Source organism: Streptomyces sp. NPDC093586 (assembly GCF_044764905.1).
Lineage (GTDB): Bacteria > Actinomycetota > Actinomycetes > Streptomycetales > Streptomycetaceae > Streptomyces.
Window position 1 is genome coordinate 37,851 of sequence record NZ_JBIWJA010000019.1, and the last position, 20,127, is coordinate 57,977.

Annotated in this window: 16 protein-coding genes; 13 read left to right on the forward strand and 3 right to left on the reverse strand. The window is 73.6% G+C overall.

The window, feature by feature from the left end; translation table 11 throughout:
* Nucleotides 1-209: 209 nt before the first annotated feature.
* The 9 genes from ACIRFH_RS20565 to ACIRFH_RS20605 all read left to right on the forward strand — a co-directional run bounded on the left by ACIRFH_RS20565 (nucleotide 210) and on the right by ACIRFH_RS20605 (nucleotide 11,644).
* Nucleotides 210-1,394, forward strand: a complete 1,185-nt coding sequence (locus ACIRFH_RS20565) for an ATP-binding protein (protein WP_403522555.1) — start codon at nucleotides 210-212, stop codon at nucleotides 1,392-1,394.
* A complete protein-coding gene (locus tag ACIRFH_RS20570) occupies nucleotides 1,391-1,753 on the forward strand; it encodes a nucleotide pyrophosphohydrolase (RefSeq protein ID WP_403522558.1) in 363 nt (120 codons plus the stop codon). The genes ACIRFH_RS20565 and ACIRFH_RS20570 overlap by 4 nt, the downstream gene beginning before the upstream one ends.
* Nucleotides 1,754-1,949: 196 nt before the next feature.
* The gene (locus tag ACIRFH_RS20575) at nucleotides 1,950-2,420 is read left to right on the forward strand and encodes a DUF6099 family protein (RefSeq protein ID WP_403522561.1); all 471 of its coding nucleotides are present in this window, start codon (nucleotides 1,950-1,952) and stop codon (nucleotides 2,418-2,420) included.
* 114 nt (nucleotides 2,421-2,534) lie between these two features.
* The gene (locus tag ACIRFH_RS20580) at nucleotides 2,535-3,458 is read left to right on the forward strand and encodes an LLM class F420-dependent oxidoreductase (protein ID WP_403522564.1); all 924 of its coding nucleotides are present in this window, start codon (nucleotides 2,535-2,537) and stop codon (nucleotides 3,456-3,458) included.
* 144 nt (nucleotides 3,459-3,602) lie between these two features.
* Nucleotides 3,603-5,129, forward strand: coding sequence for a 3' terminal RNA ribose 2'-O-methyltransferase Hen1 (locus ACIRFH_RS20585; RefSeq protein ID WP_403522567.1), 1,527 nt, complete (start codon nucleotides 3,603-3,605; stop codon nucleotides 5,127-5,129).
* Nucleotides 5,126-7,684, forward strand: coding sequence for a polynucleotide kinase-phosphatase (locus ACIRFH_RS20590; protein ID WP_403522569.1), 2,559 nt, complete (start codon nucleotides 5,126-5,128; stop codon nucleotides 7,682-7,684). Before ACIRFH_RS20585 ends, ACIRFH_RS20590 begins: the two co-directional genes overlap by 4 nt.
* Nucleotides 7,685-7,785: 101 nt before the next feature.
* Entirely contained in the window at nucleotides 7,786-9,009 is a 1,224-nt protein-coding gene (locus tag ACIRFH_RS20595) for an arginine deiminase (RefSeq protein ID WP_403522572.1), read from the forward strand.
* An 80-nt stretch (nucleotides 9,010-9,089) separates the two neighbouring features.
* Nucleotides 9,090-10,097 carry an ornithine carbamoyltransferase gene (gene argF, locus ACIRFH_RS20600; protein WP_403522575.1) on the forward strand — a complete coding sequence of 336 codons (1,008 nt, stop codon included), beginning with the start codon at nucleotides 9,090-9,092 and terminating at the stop codon, nucleotides 10,095-10,097.
* A 104-nt stretch (nucleotides 10,098-10,201) separates the two neighbouring features.
* On the forward strand, nucleotides 10,202-11,644 hold the full coding sequence (locus ACIRFH_RS20605; protein WP_403522578.1) for an amino acid permease: 1,443 nt from the start codon (nucleotides 10,202-10,204) through the stop codon (nucleotides 11,642-11,644).
* Here ACIRFH_RS20605 and ACIRFH_RS20610 read toward each other — a convergent pair.
* Nucleotides 11,601-12,089, reverse strand: a complete 489-nt coding sequence (locus ACIRFH_RS20610; RefSeq protein WP_403522581.1) for an ATP-binding protein — start codon at nucleotides 12,087-12,089, stop codon at nucleotides 11,601-11,603. The genes ACIRFH_RS20605 and ACIRFH_RS20610 overlap by 44 nt on opposite strands.
* Nucleotides 12,090-12,368: 279 nt before the next feature.
* On the opposite strand from ACIRFH_RS20610, the gene ACIRFH_RS20615 reads away from it, so the two are divergent.
* Both ACIRFH_RS20615 and ACIRFH_RS20620 read left to right on the forward strand, forming a co-directional pair.
* Complete coding sequence (locus tag ACIRFH_RS20615) at nucleotides 12,369-13,196, forward strand: enoyl-CoA hydratase family protein (RefSeq protein WP_403522584.1); 828 nt, start codon at nucleotides 12,369-12,371, stop codon at nucleotides 13,194-13,196.
* Between the two features lie 5 nt (nucleotides 13,197-13,201).
* A complete protein-coding gene (locus ACIRFH_RS20620; RefSeq protein ID WP_403522587.1) occupies nucleotides 13,202-15,661 on the forward strand; it encodes a bifunctional salicylyl-CoA 5-hydroxylase/oxidoreductase in 2,460 nt (819 codons plus the stop codon).
* Between the two features lie 58 nt (nucleotides 15,662-15,719).
* On the opposite strand, the gene ACIRFH_RS20625 is transcribed toward ACIRFH_RS20620, so the two are convergent.
* Nucleotides 15,720-16,550: a PaaX family transcriptional regulator C-terminal domain-containing protein gene (locus ACIRFH_RS20625; protein ID WP_403522590.1), complete on the reverse strand. Its 831-nt coding sequence runs from the start codon at nucleotides 16,548-16,550 to the stop codon at nucleotides 15,720-15,722.
* Between the two features lie 15 nt (nucleotides 16,551-16,565).
* Nucleotides 16,566-18,314: an AMP-binding protein gene (locus ACIRFH_RS20630; protein WP_403522810.1), complete on the reverse strand. Its 1,749-nt coding sequence runs from the start codon at nucleotides 18,312-18,314 to the stop codon at nucleotides 16,566-16,568.
* A 64-nt stretch (nucleotides 18,315-18,378) separates the two neighbouring features.
* On the opposite strand from ACIRFH_RS20630, the gene ACIRFH_RS20635 reads away from it, so the two are divergent.
* Nucleotides 18,379-19,716 (forward strand): acyl-CoA dehydrogenase family protein, encoded by a 1,338-nt coding sequence (locus tag ACIRFH_RS20635; RefSeq protein ID WP_403522593.1) that lies wholly within the window; start codon nucleotides 18,379-18,381, stop codon nucleotides 19,714-19,716.
* A complete protein-coding gene (locus tag ACIRFH_RS20640; protein ID WP_403522596.1) occupies nucleotides 19,713-20,111 on the forward strand; it encodes a RidA family protein in 399 nt (132 codons plus the stop codon). Before ACIRFH_RS20635 ends, ACIRFH_RS20640 begins: the two co-directional genes overlap by 4 nt.
* Nucleotides 20,112-20,127: the final 16 nt, after the last annotated feature.

Here is a 20,127-nt window from a genome sequence, read left to right on the forward strand (position 1 = left end):
TCCGCTCCCCTCGCCGTTCCGCCCGGGACGCACCGGCGGCGTCCCGGAGCGGGGCCGGACGATGCGGTGCGCCGCGACCGGTGCGGCACGGGACCGCCCCGGCACCAGCGTGCGACACGCGCCCCGGTCCGACGCGCCCGTCCCCCGTTCGTAGGAACGCCGCCCGGGCGGAACGGTTCGCCCGGAACGCGGAGCCCTACGGTCCGGACATGGCCGTGTCACCCGCGCCGACGGCGTCCGCGCCGACGGCGCCCACCGTCCCCGTCCCCGCTCCCGCGCACCCGGACCGACCGCGCGTCACGGAACTGCGGCTGTCCGCGTTCGCCCGGCACCGGTGTGCCGAGATCCCGCTCGAGCCCCTCACCCTGCTCGCCGGCCCCAGCGGCTGCGGCAAGACCAGCGCCCTGCGGGCCTACGAGGCGCTCGCCCGGCTCGGCGGCGGCGCGGACCTCGGCACGGTCTTCCCCGACCCGGTCGCCTGCGTCCCCGAACGGGCCCGGCCCGACGCCCAGCGGCGCCGTGGCTTCCGCATCGGCTGCACGGTCGACGGCCCCGAGGGCCCCGTGCGCCTCGACGTGGCCGTGCAGGCGGAGCCCGAGCTGCGCATCGTGGGGGAGCGGCTGACGGCCGGCGGAACCGTCCTGCTGCAGACCGCCCTGCGCGACCCCGGCCGGCGTGCCGTGCAGGCCGCCTGGCACACGGCCGGTTCGGCGCCGGTCACGCGTGCCCCGCTGCCCGACGACCGGCTCGGCACCCCGCTGCTGCCGCTGCGCGTGGCCGGCAAGACGGACGGGCAGCGCAGGGTACTGGCGGCGGCCGAGCAGACGGTGGTCGCCCTGCGCTCCGTCTTCGCCTGCGACCCGCGCCCCGCCCGGATGCGCGAGCCCGTGCCCACCGGCTCCGGGCGGCTGCTCGGCGGCTGCGACAACCTCGCCGACGTGCTGTGGCGCACCCGGGCCGAGTGCGGCCGGCGGCACGCCCGGTTCGTCGCCGCCGTGCGCACCGGATGCGCCGGCCCGGTCGCGGACGTCCTGGCCGAACCGGTCGCCGGCGGGATGGTCCGCGCGCTGCTGGACCGGGGCGACGGCATCCGCACCGGACTCCCGCGTCTCGGCTACGGCGAGCTGCGCTACCTCGCCCTCGCGCTCGTGCTGTTCACCGGCCCCGGCGTCCTGGAGGTCGACCCGGCCGGCGAGGTGCCCGCCGCGCTGCAGACGCTCACCGTCCTCGCCGACGGCCTCGACCGCGGCCTGGACGTGCGCCAGCGCGCCGAACTGCTCCACCTGGCGGCCCGGATGTGCGACCGCGGCCACATCCGCCTCGTCGGCGCCGTCGCGGACGCCTCGTGGGCGGCGGCGGTACCGGGGGTCTCGGTGGTACACCTGAGGCCGTGACCGATCATCCCCGCCCTTCCCCGGACCTGGCGGCGCTGCGGCGCAGACTGGCCGAGTTCGCCGCCGCCCGGAACTGGCAGCCGTACCACACCCCGAAGAACCTGGTCGCCGCCCTCAGCGTGGAGGCCTCCGAACTCGTCGAGATCTTCCAGTGGCTGACACCCGAGCAGTCGGCCCGCGTCATGGACGACCCCGGGACCGCGCACCGCGTCCGGGACGAGGTCGCCGACGTCCTGGCATATCTGCTCCAGTTCTGCGAGGTGCTCGGCATCGATCCGCTCGCCGCGCTGGACGCGAAGATCGACCGCAACGAGTCCCGGTTCCCCGCGGACGGCGAGCCGGAAGAGCACGGGGACTGACGCCGGGGAGGAACACAGGGGAGGCATACACTCCGCTATCACTCTTCGTAGTCATATCCGAGTCCGTTGTCTCATTGTTGTCCGAATTTTCTGCCCAGCTCTGGCTTTTCGTCCCACACGCCTTCACTCTGGGTAGTGGACAACGGAGTTCGGGCGGACGCGCCGCGGGGCGCGTCGGAGCAGACGGGGGCAGCGCATGGACGCGGTGCGGCTCATCGTGACGAGCGGGCGTGCCCTGGCCGCCGGCGGCGGGGTGCCGGAAATCCTGACGGAGGTGTGGCAGGCGCAGGCCCTCGCCCAGGCGATCGGCAGCCGGCTGGCGGTCCACGGACCGCCCGAACTGCGCGGCGAGGCTCTGGGACTGACCGAACTGGCGGGCCGCGGCTGCGGAGTGCTGCGCACCCCGGACCTCGCCCCGGGCGAGCTGCGTGCCGCCCGGCTCACCGAGCTGGGCGACGCCCGCCAGGCCCTGATGTGTCTCGGCACCCTCCTCGGCGAGGTCGGCATCGCCCTCGTCGGCGTCGCCTGCGCGGTGGACGACGAGGGCGTGTACTGGCAGTGCATGGAGGCCATCGACGCGGCGGACGAGTCGCGGGACCGGGTCCGGGAGATGCTGCGCAAACTGGCGGACCGGGACGCGGCGTTACCGGAGCGGGAGGCGGGATAGCCCCGGCCTCCCGGGCGGATGGCCGGACGCCGTTCACCCGGCAGGACCGGGTACGCGCCGCGGCACGCGGGAGCCTGTCCGACGGACGCCGTGCGACCAGGCAGGATGGAAGGCATGGAACTCCGTATCTTCACCGAGCCCCAGCAGGGGGCCACCTACGACACCTTGCTCACCGTCGCGAAGGCCACCGAGGACCTCGGCTTCGACGCCTTCTTCCGCAGCGACCACTACCTCGCCATGGGCTCCGCGGACGGCCTCCCCGGCCCCACCGACGCCTGGATCACCCTCGCCGGCCTCGCCCGCGAGACCAAGCGCATCCGGCTCGGCACGCTCATGACCGCCGGCACCTTCCGGCTCCCCGGCGTGCTCGCCATCCAGGTCGCGCAGGTCGACCAGATGTCCGGTGGCCGCATCGAGCTGGGCCTGGGCGCCGGCTGGTTCGAGGAGGAGCACAAGGCGTACGGCATCCCCTTCCCGAAGGAGAAGTTCGCCCGCCTCGAGGAGCAGCTGGCGATCGTCACCGGCCTGTGGGCCACGGAGGCCGGCAAGACCTTCGACTTCCACGGGAAGTTCTACGACCTCACCGGGTCGCCCGCGCTGCCCAAGCCCGCGCAGGCGAAGGTCCCCGTGCTCATCGGCGGCCACGGCGCCACCCGCACCCCGCGTCTCGCCGCGCAGTACGCCGACGAGTTCAACATCCCGTTCGCCTCGATCGAGGACACCGAGCGCCAGTTCGCCCGGGTGCGGGCCGCCGCCGAGGAGGCCGGGCGCGGAGCCGACGCGCTGACCTACTCCAACGCCCTCGTCGTCTGCGTCGGCAAGGACGACGCCGAGGTCGCCCGCCGCGCCGCCGTGATCGGCCGTGAGGTCGACGAGCTGAAGGCCAACGGCCTGGCGGGCTCCCCGGCCGAGGTCGTCGACAAGATCGGCCGCTACGCCGCCGCCGGCGCCCAGCGGATCTACCTCCAGATCCTCGACCTCGACGACCTGGACCACCTGGAGCTGATCTCCTCCCAGGTGCAGACGCAGCTGTCCTGACCCCCCGCGATAAACGAAGGCGCCGGCCGGCCCCCTTGTGGGATGGTGTGACCGTCGTCCTGCCGAGCCCCCAGGATCAGTACTCCTGGGGGTTCTCGCGTACGACGGCACAGTTGTGTCCGTCCAGCCGGAGAGGCCCTCCGCATGTTCCTGACCCTCACCACCACCGGTACCCCCGAGCGCCCCGCGACCGACCTCGGCTTCCTGCTGCACAAGCATCCCGACAAGGCGCAGGCGTTCTCCACCTCCTTCGGCACGGCCCACGTGCTCTACCCCGAGGCGGAGGAACAGCGCTGCACGGCGGCGCTGCTGCTGGAGGTGGACCCGGTGGCCCTGGTCCGGCGCGGCAAGGGCAAGGGCCGGGGCGGCGCCCCCGACGCGGCACTCGCGCAGTACGTCAACGATCGGCCCTACGCGGCCTCCTCCCTCCTCGCCGTCGCACTGAGCAACGTCTTCTCCAGCGCGCTGCGCGGCGTGTGCAAGGCGCGCCCCGAGCGTGCCGCCGAGCCGCTCCCGCTGCGTGTCGAGGTGCCGGTACTGCCCGCCCGCGGCGGCCCCGACCTGGTACGCCGCCTGTTCGAGCCGCTCGGCTGGGCGGTGAGCGCGGAGCCCGTCCCGCTGGACACCGCGTTCCCCGAGTGGGGCGACTCCCGGTACGTGCGGCTGACGCTGGAGTCGGACGCGCTCACCCTGTCCGAGGCGCTGCGCCACCTCTACGTCCTCCTCCCGGTGCTGGACGACGCCAAGCACTACTGGGTCGCCCCGGACGAGGTGGACAAGCTGATGCGGGCCGGCGGAGCCTGGCTGTACCACCACCCCGAGGTCAGGCTCATCACCAACCGCTACCTGTCCCGGCGTTGGTCGCTGACCCGCGAGGCGATGGACCGGCTGGAACTCGTCCGGCTGGCCGAGACCGACGACAGCGTCGTCGAGGAGATCGACAACGCCGTCGCGCAGGAGGTGGCCCCGGAGACCGAGGAGAAGCCCACCCCGCTCGCCGTGCAGCGCCGCGAGGCGATCCTCGCCGCGCTGCGGGACGGCGCCGCCGCCCGCGTCCTCGACCTCGGCTGCGGCGAGGGCCACCTGGTGCGCGAACTGCTCAAGGAGCCGCGGTTCACGGAGATCGTCGGTGTGGACGTGTCGGTGCGCGCCCTGACCATCGCCTCCCGGCGGCTGAAGCTGGACCGCATGGGCGAGCGGCAGGCCGCGCGCGTACAGCTCCTCCAGGGCTCCCTCGCCTACACCGACAAGCGCCTCAAGGGCTACGACGCCGCCGTGCTCAGCGAGGTGATCGAGCACGTCGACCCGCCGAGGCTGTCCGCGCTGGAGTACGCCGTCTTCGGCTCGGCCCGCCCCCGCACCGTCGTCGTCACCACGCCGAACGTGGAGTACAACGTGCGCTGGGAGTCCCTCCCGGCCGGCCACGTCCGCCACCGCGACCACCGCTTCGAGTGGACCCGCGAGGAGTTCCGCACCTGGGCGCACGCGGTCGCCGAACGGCACGGCTACGGCGTGGGGTTTTGCCCCGTCGGACCCGACGACCCCGAGGTGGGCCCGCCCACCCAGATGGCCGTGTTCACCCTGGCCGCGAACGGCCCGGGGACGGCCGGCGACCCGAAGACCGCGAGCGCCCCGAAGGCCGCGAACGAGAAGGAGGCGAAGGCCGCATGACCACCCCCGGCACCACCGACACCACCGTGCGAGCCCGCGCCCTGCCGGTCACCGACCTCTCCCTCGTCGTGCTGATCGGCGCCTCCGGCTCCGGCAAGTCCACCTTCGCCCGCCGCCACTTCACGCGCACGGAGGTCATCTCCTCCGACTTCTGCCGAGGGCTGGTCGCGGACGACGAGAACGACCAGAGCGCGAGCCGGGACGCCTTCGACGTCCTGCACTACATCGCCGGCAAGCGGCTCGCCGCCGGCCGCCGCACCGTCGTGGACGCGACGAACGTGCAGCAGGACGCCCGGCGCCGGCTCATCGACCTGGCCAGGAAGCACGACGTCCTGCCGATCGCCATCGTCCTCGACGTGCCCGAGCAGGTCTGCGCCGAGCGCAACGCCGCCCGCACCGACCGCGCCGACATGCCCCGCCGGGTCATCCAGCGCCACACCCGTGAACTCCGCCGCTCCCTGCGCCACCTGGAGCGCGAGGGCTTCCGCAAGGTGCACGTCCTGCGCGGCACCGAGGAGGTCGAGCACGCCACCGTCGTCACCGAGAAGCGGTTCAACGACCTGACCCACCTCACCGGCCCCTTCGACATCATCGGCGACATCCACGGCTGCGCGTCCGAGCTGGAGGCCCTGCTCGGCAAGCTCGGCTACACCGACGGCGTCCACCCCGAGGGCCGCACCGCCGTCTTCGTCGGCGACCTCGTCGACCGCGGCCCGGACAGCCCCGGCGTACTGCGCCGCGTGATGGCCATGGTGAAGTCGGGCAACGCGCTGTGCGTGCCCGGCAACCACGAGAACAAGTACGGCCGGTACCTCAAGGGCCGCAAGGTCCAGCCCACCCACGGACTCGCCGAGACCATCGAGCAGATGGACGGCGAGAGCGAGGAGTTCCGCGCCGAGGTACGGGAGTTCATCGACGGCCTGGTCAGCCACTACGTCCTCGACGGCGGCCGGCTCGTGGTCTGCCACGCCGGTCTGCCGGAGAAGTACCACGGCCGCACCTCCGGCCGGGTCCGCAGCCACGCCCTGTACGGCGAGACCACCGGCGAGACCGACGAGTTCGGGCTGCCCGTGCGCTATCCGTGGGCGGAGGACTACCGGGGCCGCGCGGCCGTCGTCTACGGCCACACCCCCGTCCCCGAGGCCACCTGGCTCAACAACACCATCTGCCTGGACACCGGCGCCGTCTTCGGCGGCAGGCTCACCGCGCTGCGCTGGCCCGAGCGCGAGCTGGTCGACGTCCCCGCCGAGCGGGTCTGGTACGAGCCGGCCAGGCCGCTGCGCACCGAGGCGCCCGGCGGGCACGACGGCCGGCCGCTGGACCTGGCGGACGTCCAGGGCCGCCGGGTCGTGGAGACCCGGCACGCGGGCCGCATCACCGTGCGCGAGGAGAACGGGGCGGCGGCCCTGGAGGTCATGAGCCGCTTCGCGACCGACCCCCGGCTGCTGCCGTACCTCCCGCCGACCATGGCGCCGACCGCCACCTCGGGGGTGGACGGCTACCTGGAGCACCCGACGGAGGCGTTCGCGCAGTACGCGGCCGACGGGGTCGCGCGGGTCGTGTGCGAGGAGAAGCACATGGGCTCGCGGGCGGTGGCCCTGGTGTGCCGCGACGCCGAGACGGCCCGCGCCTGCTTCGGCGTGGACGGACCCACCGGGTCCCTCTACACCCGCACCGGCCGGCCCTTCCTCGACGACGCCTCCCTCACCGAGGCGATCCTCGACCGGCTGCGCACGGCGATCGGCGAGGCCGGCCTGTGGGACGAGCTGTCCACCGACTGGCTGCTGCTGGACGCCGAGCTGATGCCGTGGTCGCTGAAGGCGTCCGGGCTGCTGCGCTCCCAGTACGCCGCCGTGGGCGCCGCCTCCGGCGCGGTGTTCCCGAGCGCGCTGGCCGCCCTGGAGAGCGCCGCGGCGCGGGGTGTCGACGTCTCCGGCCTGCTGGACCGCCAGCGCGCCCGCTCCGCCGACGCCGCCGCGTTCACCGACGCCTACCGCCGCTACTGCTGGAGCACCGACGGCCTGGACGGCGTCCGCCTGGCCCCGTTCCAGATCCTCGCCGTGCAGGGCCGCAGCCTGGCCGCCGTTCCGCACGACGAGCAGCTCGCCCTCATCGACCGGCTCGTCGAGCACGACGGCAGCGGCCTGCTGCAGACCACCCGGCGGCTGTACGTCGACACCGGCGACCCCGAGTCGGTACGCGCCGGCACCGACTGGTGGCTGGAGATGACCGGCCGTGGTGGCGAGGGCATGGTCGTCAAGCCCGTCGAGGCCGTCGTCCGCGACGAGAAGGGCCGCCTGGTGCAGCCCGGCGTCAAGTGCCGGGGCCGCGAGTACCTGCGGATCATCTACGGACCCGAGTACACGCGTCCCGACAACCTGGCCCGGCTGCGGCAGCGGTTCCTGAACCACAAGCGGTCCCTGGCGATCCGCGAGTACGCCCTCGGCCTGGAGGCCCTGGACCGGCTCGCGGACGGCGAGCCGCTGTGGCGGGTGCACGAGGCGGTCTTCGGCGTCCTGGCGCTGGAGTCGGAGCCGGTCGACCCGCGGCTGTGACACCCTCCCGGCCGGCCCCGCGGACGGGCCGGCCGGGACCGACACGCACGGGTCCGCGCGAGCGGGGGGTGAACACGCGCCCGAATGGTCAGGATGGAGGCATGGGATTCCACGTCGACTCCGAGGCCGGGCGGCTCAGCCGCGTCATCCTGCACCGGCCGGATCTCGAGCTCAAAAGGCTCACCCCCAGCAACAAGGACGCCCTTCTCTTCGACGACGTGCTCTGGGTGCGCCGGGCACGCGCCGAGCACGACGGGTTCGCCGACGTGCTCCGCGACCGCGGGGTCGAGGTGCACCTCTTCGGCGACCTGCTCGCCGAGACCCTTCGGGTCCCGGCGGCCCGGCGGCTCGTCCTGGACCGGGTCTTCGACGAGAAGGAGTACGGAGTGCTGGCCACGGACCACCTCCGGGCCGCCTTCGAGACCCTGCCCGCCCCCGAGCTCGCCGAGGCCCTGGTCGGCGGGATGACCAAACGGGAGTTCCTGGAGGCGCACACGGAACCGGCCTCCGTGCGCTTCCACGTGATGGAGCTGGACGACTTCCTGCTCGGACCGCTGCCCAACCACCTCTTCACCCGCGACACCTCGGCCTGGATCTACGACGGCGTCTCCATCAACGCCATGCGCTGGCCCGCCCGGCAGCGCGAGACGGTCCACTTCGAGGCGATCTACCGGCACCATCCGCTCTTCCGCGACGAGACGTTCCCCCTGTGGTCCGAGGGGCAGGCCGACTACCCCTCCACCATCGAGGGCGGGGACGTGCTGGTCATCGGCAACGGCGCCGTGCTCATCGGCATGAGCGAGCGGACCACCCCCCAGGCCGTGGAGATGCTCGCCCACAAGCTGTTCGCGGCCGGCTCCGCGCGCACGATCGTGGCCCTCGACATGCCCAAGCGGCGGGCCTTCATGCACCTCGACACCGTGATGACGATGGTCGACGGCGACACCTTCACCCAGTACGCCGGGCTCGGCATGCTGCGCTCCTACACCATCGAGCCGGGCGTGGGGGAGAAGGAGCTGAAGGTCACCGACCATCCGCCCGAGCACATGCACCGCGCGATCGCCGCCGCGCTCGGACTGGGCGAGATCCGCGTCCTGACCGCGACGCAGGACGTCCACGCGGCCGAGCGAGAGCAGTGGGACGACGGCTGCAACGTCCTGGCCGTCGAGCCGGGCGTCGTCGTCGCCTACGAACGCAACTCCACCACCAACACGCACCTGCGCAAACAGGGCATCGAGGTGATCGAGATCCCGGGCAGCGAGCTGGGCCGGGGCCGGGGCGGACCGCGCTGCATGAGCTGTCCGGTGGAACGCGCGGCCGTGTAGAGAAGATCAGGCTGTATAGAAATTCAGAAGTTCGTATAGACTTCCAGGAGTCCCTGTACCTGCACCTCTGGAGCGCCCCCATGGCGACAGTCCCGACCGCCCTCGCCGGCCGCCACTTCCTCAAGGAGACCGACTTCACCGCGGACGAGTTCCGCGGCCTGGTCGAGCTGGCCGCGGAGCTGAAGGCCGCCAAGAAGGCCGGGAGCGAGACACCGTACCTGCGGGGCAGGAACATCGCGCTGATCTTCGAGAAGACCTCCACGCGCACCCGCTGCGCGTTCGAGGTCGCCGCCGCCGACCAGGGTGCCTCGACCACGTACCTGGACCCGTCGGGCTCGCAGATCGGCCACAAGGAGTCGGTGAAGGACACCGCCCGCGTGCTCGGGCGGATGTTCGACGGCATCGAGTACCGCGGCGACAGCCAGCGGAAGGTCGAGGAGCTGGCCGCCCACGCCGGGGTGCCCGTCTACAACGGCCTCACCGACGACTGGCACCCCACCCAGATGCTCGCCGACGTGCTCACCATGACCGAGCACAGCACCAAGCCCCTGACGGAGATCTCCTTCGCCTACCTCGGCGACGCCCGCTTCAACATGGGCAACTCCTACCTGGTCACCGGCGCCCTGCTCGGCATGGACGTGCGCATCGTCGCCCCGAAGGCCTACTGGCCCGCCCAGGAGATCGTCGAGGAGGCCCGCGAGCTCGCCGAGACCAGCGGGGCGCGCGTCACCCTCACCGAGGTCCTGGACGAGGGCGTCCGCGGTGCCGACTTCGTCGCCACGGACGTCTGGGTCTCCATGGGCGAGCCCAAGGACGTCTGGGCCGAGCGGATCGCCGCGCTGTCCCCGTACGCGGTGACCATGGACGTCCTGCGCGCCACCGGCAACCCGGACGTGAAGTTCCTGCACTGCCTGCCGGCCTTCCACGACCTGGGCACCAAGGTCGGCCAGGAGGTCCTCGAGGCCCACGGTCTCGACTCCCTCGAGGTCACGGACGAGGTCTTCGAGTCCGCGCACTCGGTCGTCTTCGACGAGGCGGAGAACCGGCTGCACACCATCAAGGCCGTCCTCGTCGCCACCCTCGCCTGAGCAGCACCGATAGGCTGACCGGCGGCCCGGAGCCACCCCTTCCGCGCCGCCGGCCCGCGACCACCGTCGCGCCCCCGCACCACCAGAAACGAGCACCACCCGCAATGCCCGCTCACCGCATCAAACCGCCCGCGCTCCTCGTCGCCGAATCCGGCGCCGACCGCGAAGGCCACGGCCTCAAGCGCACCATGGGGCTGTTCCAGCTCGTCTGCTTCGGCGTCGGCGCCATCGTCGGCACCGGCATCTTCGTCGGCCTGTCCGACTCCGTCGCCGCGGCCGGCCCGGCCGTCGTCGTCTCCTTCGTGCTCGCCGCGATCACCTGCGTCTTCACCGCGTTCGCCTTCGCCGAGCTGGGCGGCGCGATCCCCGTCTCCGGCTCCTCGTACTCCTTCGCCTACGCCGGCCTCGGCGAACGCACGGCCTTCCTGGTCGGCTGGTGCCTCCTGCTGGAGTACGGCGTGTCGGTGTCCGCGGTCGCGGTCGGCTGGAGCCAGTACGTCAACGAGCTGCTGGACAGCGTCGTCGGCCTCCGGCTGCCGCACGCCCTCTCCGCCGGCCCCGGCGACGGCGGCCTGGTCAACCTCCCCGCGGTGATCGTCATCGCCCTGGCCTGCGTCCTGCTGGTGCGGGGCGTGCGCGAGAGCGCCCGGGCCACCGCCGCGATGGCCGTGCTCAAGCTCGCCGTCCTCGTCGCCTTCTGCGCCATCGGCTTCTCCGCGTTCGAGGACGGCAACCTCACCCCGTTCTCCCCGGCCGGCCTCGGCGGCATCGGCGCCGGCACCACGGCCGCCTTCTTCTCGTACATCGGCTTCGACGCCATCACCACCGCCGGCGAGGAGGCCAAGAACCCGCGCCGCGACATCCCGATCGCGATCCTCGTCTGCATCGGCCTGGTCACCCTGCTGTACTGCGCGGTCGCCCTCGCCGCGATCGGCGCCGTCGGCGGGCCCGAGGTCGGCGACCGGCCGGCCGCGCTGTCGTACGTCGTGGACCGGGTCACCGGCTCGGCGATCGGCGGCGGCGTCGTCGCCTTCGGCGCGGTCGTGGCCATCGCCTCGGTGGTGCTCGCCGTGATGTACGGCCAGACCCGCATCCTGCTGTCCATGTCCCGCGACGGACTCGTCCCGCCGGTGTTCGAGAAGGTCTCGCCGCGCACGGCCACGCCCGTCGCCGGCACCCTGATCGTCGGCACCGTCTTCGCGCTCCCGGCCGCCTTCGCCCCGCTGGACGCGGTGGTCAACCTGTGCACCATCGGCACCCTGGCCACGATGGCCGCCGTCAACGTCGCGGTGATCGCCCTGCGCCGCCGCGAGCCGGGCCTCGCCCGCACCTTCCGCGTCCCGCTGTACCCGGTGACGCCGCTGCTCGGCGTCGGCTTCTGCCTCTACCTGATCTACGAGACGGGCGCCACGACCTGGCTCCAGTTCGCCGTCTTCCTCGCGGTGGGCCTGCTGGTCTACTCGGCCTACGGGCGCCGGCACTCCCGGCTCGCCCGGACCGCGCTCACTCCTGAGGACGCCGCTGAGCGGGTACCCCAGGAAGCCTGAACCAGACCGCCTTGCCGGAGTCGGTGGGGCGGTGGCCGCAGGACGAGCTCAGGGCGCGGATCAGCAGCAGACCGCGCCCGTGCTCCTGCCAGGGGTCGGGCGGCTCCTTGCCGGGGTGCGTGAGGTCGCCCGGCGGCCGCGGATCGGGGTCGTGCACCTCGACCTGGCAGCCGGTCGGCAGCAGCTCCACCACCAGCTCGATCGGCGCCCCGCCGCCGGTGTGCTCGACGGCGTTGGCGACCAGCTCGGCCGTCAGCAGCTCCGCGGTGTCGCTGTCGGCCGTGTGCTCCAGCTCGGCCAGGGCCGTGCGCACCAGGGCACGGGCCACCGGCACGGCCGCGGTGGTGTGCGGCAGCGCGAGGCGCCAGAGGGCGGGGGCGGATGGGTGATCGTGCACGGCGAGTCCGTTCTGGAGCAGGCGGTCCTGTCCTGCTGTCAACCTCATGAATGGTACGGCGCCGCCCGGCGGAGCCCTTCGACGGGCACCACGCGGGACCTCCGGCCTCGGCACCGGGCGGCCCACCCAGGGGAACGTCCGCCCTCGCCCGGGTGCTCCCGTTGTCACGCCGTTGTCGACGTCCGGTGACGGATGTGACGGAAGACGATCGTCCGTAACCCACCCCCACCTGGCCTATCGCGCACTCATGACGACAGTCACAGAACAGTGATAGCGTCGATGGGCAGCGCTCAGTGATGCCGTGCCCGTCCCAGGAGGCCGCCCGTCATGAGTCCCTTCACCGGCTCCGCCGCCCGCACCCCCGACTGGCGGCACCTGCGCGTCGATCTCACCGACGGTGTCGCCACCGTCACCCTGGCCCGCCCCGACAAGCTCAACGCGCTGACCTTCGAGGCCTACGCCGACCTGCGCGACCTGCTCGCCGAACTGTCCCGGGAGCGGTCCGTACGGGCCCTGGTGCTGGCCGGCGAGGGGCGCGGCTTCTGCTCCGGCGGCGACGTCGACGAGATCATCGGCGCCACCCTGTCCATGGACACCGCGCGGCTCCTGGACTTCAACCGGATGACCGGCCAGGTGGTGCGGGCGGTGCGGGAGTGCCCGTTCCCGGTGATCGCCGCGCTGCACGGCGTCGCGGCCGGGGCGGGCGCCGTCCTCGCCCTGGCGGCCGACTTCCGCGTCGCCGACCCCAGCGCCCGCTTCGCCTTCCTCTTCACCCGCGTCGGCCTGTCCGGCGGCGACATGGGCGCCGCCTACCTGCTGCCCCGGGTCGTCGGCCTCGGCCACGCCACCCGCCTGCTGATGCTCGGCGAACCGGTGCGGGCGCTCGAGGCCGAGCGGATCGGCCTGATCAGCGAGCTCACCGACGAGGGCCACGCCGACGAGGCCGCCCGCACCCTCGCCCGCCGCCTCGCCGACGGCCCGGCCCTGGCGTACGCCCAGACCAAGGCCCTGCTGACGGCCGAGCTGGACATGCCCCTGGCGGCGGCGGTGGAACTGGACGCCTCGACCCAGGCGCTCCTGATGACCGGCGAGGACTACGCGGAGTTCCACGCGGCCTTCACGGAGAAGCGCCCGCCGAAGTGGCGAGGGAGGTAGGCGGAATGCTCTCGACCGAGGGGACCGGTCCCACCCCGGGAGCGCGGGGCGGTGCCGATCAGCGGCTCCGGGGCGGGGCGCGACCGGCCACGACGGCGCCGCGCCCGCCGGCGGACACGAGCCACCCCCTGCGCGTGGCGATCATCGGCGGAGGCCCCGGCGGCCTCTACACCGCCGCCCTCCTCAAACGCCTCGCCCCCGACCGCGAGGTCACCGTCTGGGAACGCAACGCCCCCGACGACACCTTCGGCTTCGGTGTCGTCCTCTCCGACGAGACCCTCGGCGGCATCGAACACGCCGACCCGGAGGTCTACGCGGCCCTCCAGAGGGACTTCGTCCGCTGGGACGACATCGACATCGTCCACCGAGGCACCCGCCAGACCTCCGGAGGACACCGCTTCGCGGCCCTGGGCCGCCGCCGCCTCCTGGAGATCCTGCACGCCCGCTGCCGCGCCCTCGGCGTGGACCTCCGCTTCCGCACCGAGGCCCCGCACCCGGACCGGCTCGCGCGGGCCTACGACCTCGTCGTCGCCGCCGACGGGGTGCACAGCACCACCCGGGACGCCTACGCGGAGGTGTTCCGCCCGCGCGTCACCGCCCACCGCTGCCGTTACATCTGGCTGGCCGCCGATTTCCCCTTCGACGCCTTCCGGTTCGAGATCGCCGAGACCGAGCACGGCGTGATGCAGCTGCACGGCTACCCGTACTCCCGCCCGTCACCCGACCACCACCCCTCAACGAGGCCCTCCGGGCCGCAGGACGAATCCGCGTCCACCGTCATCGTCGAGATGCGCGAGGAGGTGTGGCGGGCGGCCGGCTTCCACGAGCTGGGCGAGCGCGAATCCGCCGACCGCTGCGCCGAGATCTTCGCCGACGCCCTCGGCGGCCGGCCGCTCAGGTCCAACAAGTCGGCGTGGACCACCTTCCGCACGGTCGTCAACGAACGCTGGTCGCACGGCAACGTCGTCCTCCTCGGCGACGCCGCCCACACGGCCCACTTCTCCATCGGCTCCGGCACCAAGCTCGCCGTCGAGGACGCCCTCGCGCTCGCCGCCTGCCTGGACGAGCAGCCCTCGCTCAAGGAGGCCCTGGCCGCCTACGAGGAGGAGCGGCGCCCCGTCGTCGCCTCCACCCAGCGGGCGGCCCGCGCCAGCCTGGAATGGTTCGAGGACCTCGCCCGGTACCTGGACCAGCCGCCCCGCCGCTTCGCCTTCAACCTGCTCACCCGCAGCCGCCGCGTCACCCACGACAACCTGCGGCTGCGCGACCCCCGCTTCACCGAGTCCGTCGAGCGCGAGTTCGGCTGCCCGCCCGGCACACCCCCGATGTTCACCCCGTTCCGGCTGCGCGGCCTGACCCTGCGCAACCGCGTCGTCGTCTCCCCGATGGACATGTACTCCGCCACCGACGGCGTCCCCGGCGACTTCCACCTGGTCCACCTGGGCGCCAGGGCGCTGGGCGGCGCCGGACTGGTGATGACCGAGATGGTGTGCGTCAGCCCGGAGGGCCGCATCACCCCCGGCTGCGCCGGCCTCTACACCGGACGGCAGGCCGAGGCATGGCGGCGGATCACCGACTTCGCGCACGCCCAGGCGCCCGGCACCGCGATCGGCGTCCAGCTCGGACACAGCGGACGCAAGGGCTCGACGCGGCTGATGTGGGAGGGCATGGACGAGCCGCTCCCGGACGGCAACTGGCCCCTCGTGGCCGCCTCCCCGCTGCCGTACCGGCCGGACGGCCAGACCCCGCGCGAGCTGACCCGTGCCCAACTGACCGACGTGAGAGAGCAGTTCGCGTCCGCCGCCGCGCGCGCCGCGCGCGCCGGGTTCGATCTGCTCGAACTGCACTGCGCCCACGGCTATCTGCTCTCCGGCTTCCTCTCCCCGCTCACCAACCTCCGCACCGACGCCTACGGCGGCACCCTGGAGAAACGGCTCCGCTTCCCGCTGGAGGTCTTCGACGCCGTACGCGGCGTGTGGCCGGGGGACCGGCCCATGACCGTGCGGATCTCCGCGACCGACTGGGCCGAGGGCGGCACGAGCGCCGAGGAGGCCGTGGAGATCGCCCGCGCCTTCGCCGCGCACGGCGCCGACGCCATCGACGTGTCCACCGGGCAGGTCGTGTCCGACGAACGGCCGGAGTTCGGGCGGTCGTACCAGACGCCCTTCGCGGACCGCATCCGGCACGAGGCGGGCGTCCCGGTGATCGCCGTCGGCGCGATCTCCTCCTGGGACGACGTCAACTCGCTGATCCTGGCCGGACGCGCCGACCTGTGCGCCCTCGCCCGCCCCCACCTGTACGACCCGCACTGGACGCTGCACGCGGCGGCCGAACAGGGCTACGCGGGCCCGGGCGCCGTCTGGCCGGCGCCGTACCGGGCGGGCAGCCGCCGCCCGCAGACCGGGCGCACCGACGCCCCCAAGCCCCGGCTGGCGTTGCGCGACCGGCCCGCTCGGGACGCGTAGTCCCCGGCCGCGCACATCGCACGCGACGGCGGTGGGCTCCGGTGCGCCGGAGCTCCTCTCAGGCCGGCTCCTGGGCCACGAAGCCGGCCCCGGCGTCCCGGAGTCGCTCGTGCAGCGCCCGGAAGACGGCCGCCGAGCGGGTGCCGGGCCAGTCGGCGGGCAGCAGCCGGGCCGGCAGGCCCGGATCGGTGTAGGGGAGGTGGCGCCAGGAGTCCAGGGCCAGGAGGTAGTCCCGGTACGCCTCCTCGGGCGGGGTGTCCGGGCGGCGCTCCCAGTCGTGCAGCACGCGCGCGTGGCGGTCGAGGAACGCCTCGTGCGCCTCGGCGATCGCTGCCAGGTCCCACCACCGCGCCACCGCCTCGGCGGTCGGGGAGAAGCCCAGGTGCTCCCCGCGGAAGAAGTCCACGTAGGCGTCCAGGCCCAGGCGGCCCAGCGTGTGCCGGGACTCCTCGTACAGCCGGGCCGGGGCGATCCACACCCCGGGGGCGGCGGTGCCGAAGCCCAGACCGGCCAGACGGGAGCGCAGCACGTGCCGTTTCTGCCGCTCCGTCTCGGGCACGGAGAACACGGCGAGCACCCAGCCCTCGTCGGCGTAGGGCGCGGTGGCGTAGATGCGCCGGTCCCCGTCCTCCAGCAACTGCCGTGCCCCGGCGGACAGTTCGTATCCGGCCGCGCCGCTCGCCGTGCGGGCGGGCAGCAGTAGCCCGCGCCGCTTCAGCCGCGACACCGACGATCGTACGGAGGGCGCGTCCACCCCCACCGCGGCCAGCAGCCGGATCAACTCGGCGACGGGCACCGGGCCCGGCGCGAAACGGCCGTACGCGCCGTAGAGCGTGACGATCAGGGACCTCGGGGTGTGCTGCGCGTGCTGGTCGGACACGTTGATCATCTTAGGCCGTCGGCATCAGCCCTGGTCACCCCGGACGTCGGAGGAGGTCAGGAGCCGGTACCGCTGGAGCTTGCCGGTCGCCGTGCGCGGCAGCGCGTCCCGGAAGTGGATCTCCCGCGGGCACTTGTACGGCGCCAGCTCGGACAGGAGGTGCGCGCGCAGGGCCTCGGTGTCCGGCTCGGCGCCGTCCCTCAGCACCGCGTGGGCCACCACGACCTGTCCGCGCGCCGCGTCGGGCCGGCCCACCACCGCCGCCTCCACCACGTCCGGATGCCGCAGCAGCGCGTCCTCCACCTCCGGCCCGGCGATGTTGTACCCGGCGGAGATGATCATGTCGTCGGCGCGTGCCACGTACCGGAAGTACCCGTCGGGATCACGGACGTAGGTGTCCCCGGTGACGTTCCAGCCGCCCTGCACGTACTCCCGCTGCCGCGGATCGGCGAGGTAGCGGCAGCCGACAGGGCCGCGCACCGCCAGCAGTCCGGGCTCCCCGTCCGGTACGGGCACGCCGTTCTCGTCCTGCACGCGCGCCTGCCACCCCGGCACCGGAACGCCCGTGGTGCCGGGGCGAACGGCGTCGTCGGCCGCCGAGACGAAGATGTGCAGCAGTTCGGTGGCGCCGATACCGTTGATGATGCGCAGGCCGGTGCGTTCGTGCCAGGAGTGCCAGGTGGCCGCCGGCAGGTTCTCGCCCGCCGAGACGCAGCGCCGCAGACACGTCACGTCGTAGGCGTCCACCTCGTCCAGCATCGCCCGGTAGGCCGTCGGTGCGGTGAACAGCACCGACACCCGGTGCTCGGCGATCGCGGGCAACAGCTGCCTCGGGCCCGCCTGTTCGAGCAGCAGCGCGCTCGCCCCGGCCCGCATCGGGAAGATCACCAGCCCGCCGAGCCCGAAGGTGAAGCCGAGCGGTGGACTGCCCGCGAAGAGGTCGTCCGCGCGCGGCCTCAGGACGTGCCGGGAGAAGGTGTCGGCGACGGCGAGCACGTCTCGGTGGAAGTGCATGCACCCCTTGGGGCGCCCGGTGGTGCCCGAGGTGAAGGCGATCAGCGCGACGTCGTCGGCCGCGGTCGCCACGGCCGGGAACGGGACGTCCGGCGCGGCGCCGGCTTCCGTGCGGACCAGCAGGTCGTCGGGTGCGTCCCCGCCGTACGTCGCGATCCGCAGGCCCGGGACCTCCGCCTTCGCGAGATCGTCGACGGCACGGACGTCGCACAGGGCGTGCCGCACGCGGGCGATCCCGCAGATCGTGCTCAGCTCGTGCGGGCGCTGCTGCGCCAGCACGGTGACCGCCACCGCGCCCGCCTTCAGCACCGCCAGCCAGCAGGCGGCCAGCCACGGGGTGGTGGGGCCGCGCAGCAGCACCCGGTTGCCGGGCACGACACCGAGGTCGCCAGTGAGCAGATGCGCGATCCGGTCGACGCGGGCCCGCAGCTGCCCGTACGTCCAGACCTCCCCGGACGCGGTGCGGAAGACGGTGCGGTCGTCGGGCGGGCCGGTGAGCAGCTCGGCGGCGCAGTTCAGCCGGGCCGGGTAGCGCAGCTCCGGCAGGTCGAAGCAGAGTTCGGGCCACTGGTCGGGGGGCGGCAGGTGCTCGCGCGTGAACGTGTCGACGTGGGCGGAGAGGCGCGGTCCGGCCCGGTGCGGTGCCGGGTGGTGGGGATCTGCGGCGCGCGGATCTGCGGCGTGCGGATCTGCCATGGCGGTTCGCCCCCTTTGTCGTGGTGGGCTCGCGCAACGAGCGTATCGTGTTGGTGACGGCAGTCAACGGTGCGCGATAACCTCGGATGTGGCCCGGTGGGCAGGGGAGCAGGGGAAGGGACCGGCGATGACCGCATTCTCGCTCGAACCGGCACAACTCGCCTGGTGCGAGCACCTGCGCACCCTGGCGGCCGAACGGCTGCGCCCCTTGGCCGACAAGGGGGAGCCGGGCCACGTCAACCGTCCCCTCGTCGCCGAACTCGGCGCCCTCGGCCTGCTGGCCCGCCTGTTCACCTCCGGCGCGCTCGACCTGTGCCTGATGCGCGAGTCCCTCGCCTACGCCTGCACGGAGGCCGAGACCGCGCTCGCCCTCCAGGGGCTCGGCGCCCATCCGGTGTACGCCCACGGCACCGAGACCCAGCGCGCCCGCTGGCTGCCCCGCGTGAGCGACGGCACCGCGGTGGCCGCCTTCGCACTCAGCGAGCCCGCGGCGGGCTCGGACGCGGCGGCCCTGACATTGAGGGCGGAGCCGACGGGGACGTGGAACGCGGCGGGCGGGACCGGGCCGGCCGGGGAGCGGGGTGTCGCGGACGGCGCCGGGTCGGCAGGACCGCGGGACGCCACGGGCGTGGCCGGGGCGCAGGGCGCCTCCGTGCGAAGCCGCGGCGGCTCGCGGAGCGACGCCCGGCCGGACGACACCGCCGCCCCCACCCTGGCCGCGGAACCCGACGGACGTTCCGCCTGGCGGCTCACCGGCGAGAAGTGCTGGATCTCCAACGCCCCCGAGGCCGACTTCTACACCGTCTTCGCCCGCACCACCCCCGGCGCCGGCGCCCGCGGCGTCACCGCCTTCCTGGTACCGGCCGACCGTCCCGGCCTCACCGGCACCCCCCTCGACATGCTCTCGCCGCACCCCATCGGCGCCCTGGCCTTCGACGCCGTGCCCGTCACCGCCGCCGACGTGCTCGGCGAGCCGGACCGCGGCTTCCGCGTCGCCATGGGCACCCTCAACCTGTTCCGCCCCAGCGTCGGCGCCTTCGCCGTCGGCATGGCCCGCGCCGCCCTGGACGCCACCCTGGCCCACACCTCGGCCCGCGAGGCCTTCGGCGGCAGACTCCGCGACCTCCAGACCGTCTCCCACCAGGTCGCCGAGATGGCCCTGCGCACCGAGGCGGCCCGCCTCATGGTGTACGCGGCGGCGACGGCGTACGACGAGAACGCGCCGGACGTGCCGCGGCGCGCCGCGATGGCGAAGCTCCTCGCCACCGAGACCGCCCAGTACGTCGTCGACAAGGCCGTCCAGCTGCACGGCGCCCGCGCCCTGCAACGCGGCCACCTCCTCGAACACCTCTACCGCGAGGTCCGCGCCCCCCGCGTCTACGAGGGCGCGAGCGAGGTGCAGCGCGACATCATCGCCAAGGAGCTGTACCGCACACAGGACACGACCGGGGAGGCCGGAGCATGACCGCCGAACGCGTGAACCCGCCCGACCTCTCCCCGCCCACCGGCTTCTCCCACGCCGTCGTCGCCACCGGCACCCGCGTCGTCCTCCTGGCCGGCCAGACCGCGCTGGACACCGACGGGAAGATCACCGGCGACACCCTCCCCGAACAGTTCGAGAAGGCCCTCACCAACCTCCTCACCGCCCTGCGCGCCGCCGGCGGCACCCCCGCGGACCTGGCCCGCGTCACCGTCTACGCCACCGACGTCGCCGACTACCGCCGCCACGCCGCCGGCCTCGGCCGCACCTGGCGCCGGCTCGCCGGCCGCGACTACCCGGCGATGGCGGTCGTGGAGGTCGTACGCCTGTGGGACGAACGGGCGCTGGTGGAACTGGACGGTTTCGCCGTACTGCCGTAAGCCCCCTGCCCGGACC

Excerpts from the sequence above, each read along its gene's own strand:
- ACIRFH_RS20565 (WP_403522555.1), top strand. The coding sequence starts at position 210 with ATGGCCGTGTCACCCGCGCCGACGGCGTCCGCGCCGACGGCGCCCACC.
- ACIRFH_RS20575 (WP_403522561.1), top strand. The coding sequence starts at position 1,950 with ATGGACGCGGTGCGGCTCATCGTGACGAGCGGGCGTGCCCTGGCCGCC.
- ACIRFH_RS20580 (WP_403522564.1), top strand. The coding sequence starts at position 2,535 with ATGGAACTCCGTATCTTCACCGAGCCCCAGCAGGGGGCCACCTACGAC.
- ACIRFH_RS20585 (WP_403522567.1), top strand. The coding sequence starts at position 3,603 with ATGTTCCTGACCCTCACCACCACCGGTACCCCCGAGCGCCCCGCGACC.
- ACIRFH_RS20590 (WP_403522569.1), top strand. The coding sequence starts at position 5,126 with ATGACCACCCCCGGCACCACCGACACCACCGTGCGAGCCCGCGCCCTG.
- ACIRFH_RS20595 (WP_403522572.1), top strand. The coding sequence starts at position 7,786 with ATGGGATTCCACGTCGACTCCGAGGCCGGGCGGCTCAGCCGCGTCATC.
- argF (WP_403522575.1), top strand. The coding sequence starts at position 9,090 with ATGGCGACAGTCCCGACCGCCCTCGCCGGCCGCCACTTCCTCAAGGAG.
- ACIRFH_RS20605 (WP_403522578.1), top strand. The coding sequence starts at position 10,202 with ATGCCCGCTCACCGCATCAAACCGCCCGCGCTCCTCGTCGCCGAATCC.
- ACIRFH_RS20610 (WP_403522581.1), bottom strand. The coding sequence starts at position 12,089 with ATGAGGTTGACAGCAGGACAGGACCGCCTGCTCCAGAACGGACTCGCC.
- ACIRFH_RS20615 (WP_403522584.1), top strand. The coding sequence starts at position 12,369 with ATGAGTCCCTTCACCGGCTCCGCCGCCCGCACCCCCGACTGGCGGCAC.
- ACIRFH_RS20620 (WP_403522587.1), top strand. The coding sequence starts at position 13,202 with ATGCTCTCGACCGAGGGGACCGGTCCCACCCCGGGAGCGCGGGGCGGT.
- ACIRFH_RS20625 (WP_403522590.1), bottom strand. The coding sequence starts at position 16,550 with ATGATCAACGTGTCCGACCAGCACGCGCAGCACACCCCGAGGTCCCTG.
- ACIRFH_RS20635 (WP_403522593.1), top strand. The coding sequence starts at position 18,379 with ATGACCGCATTCTCGCTCGAACCGGCACAACTCGCCTGGTGCGAGCAC.
- ACIRFH_RS20640 (WP_403522596.1), top strand. The coding sequence starts at position 19,713 with ATGACCGCCGAACGCGTGAACCCGCCCGACCTCTCCCCGCCCACCGGC.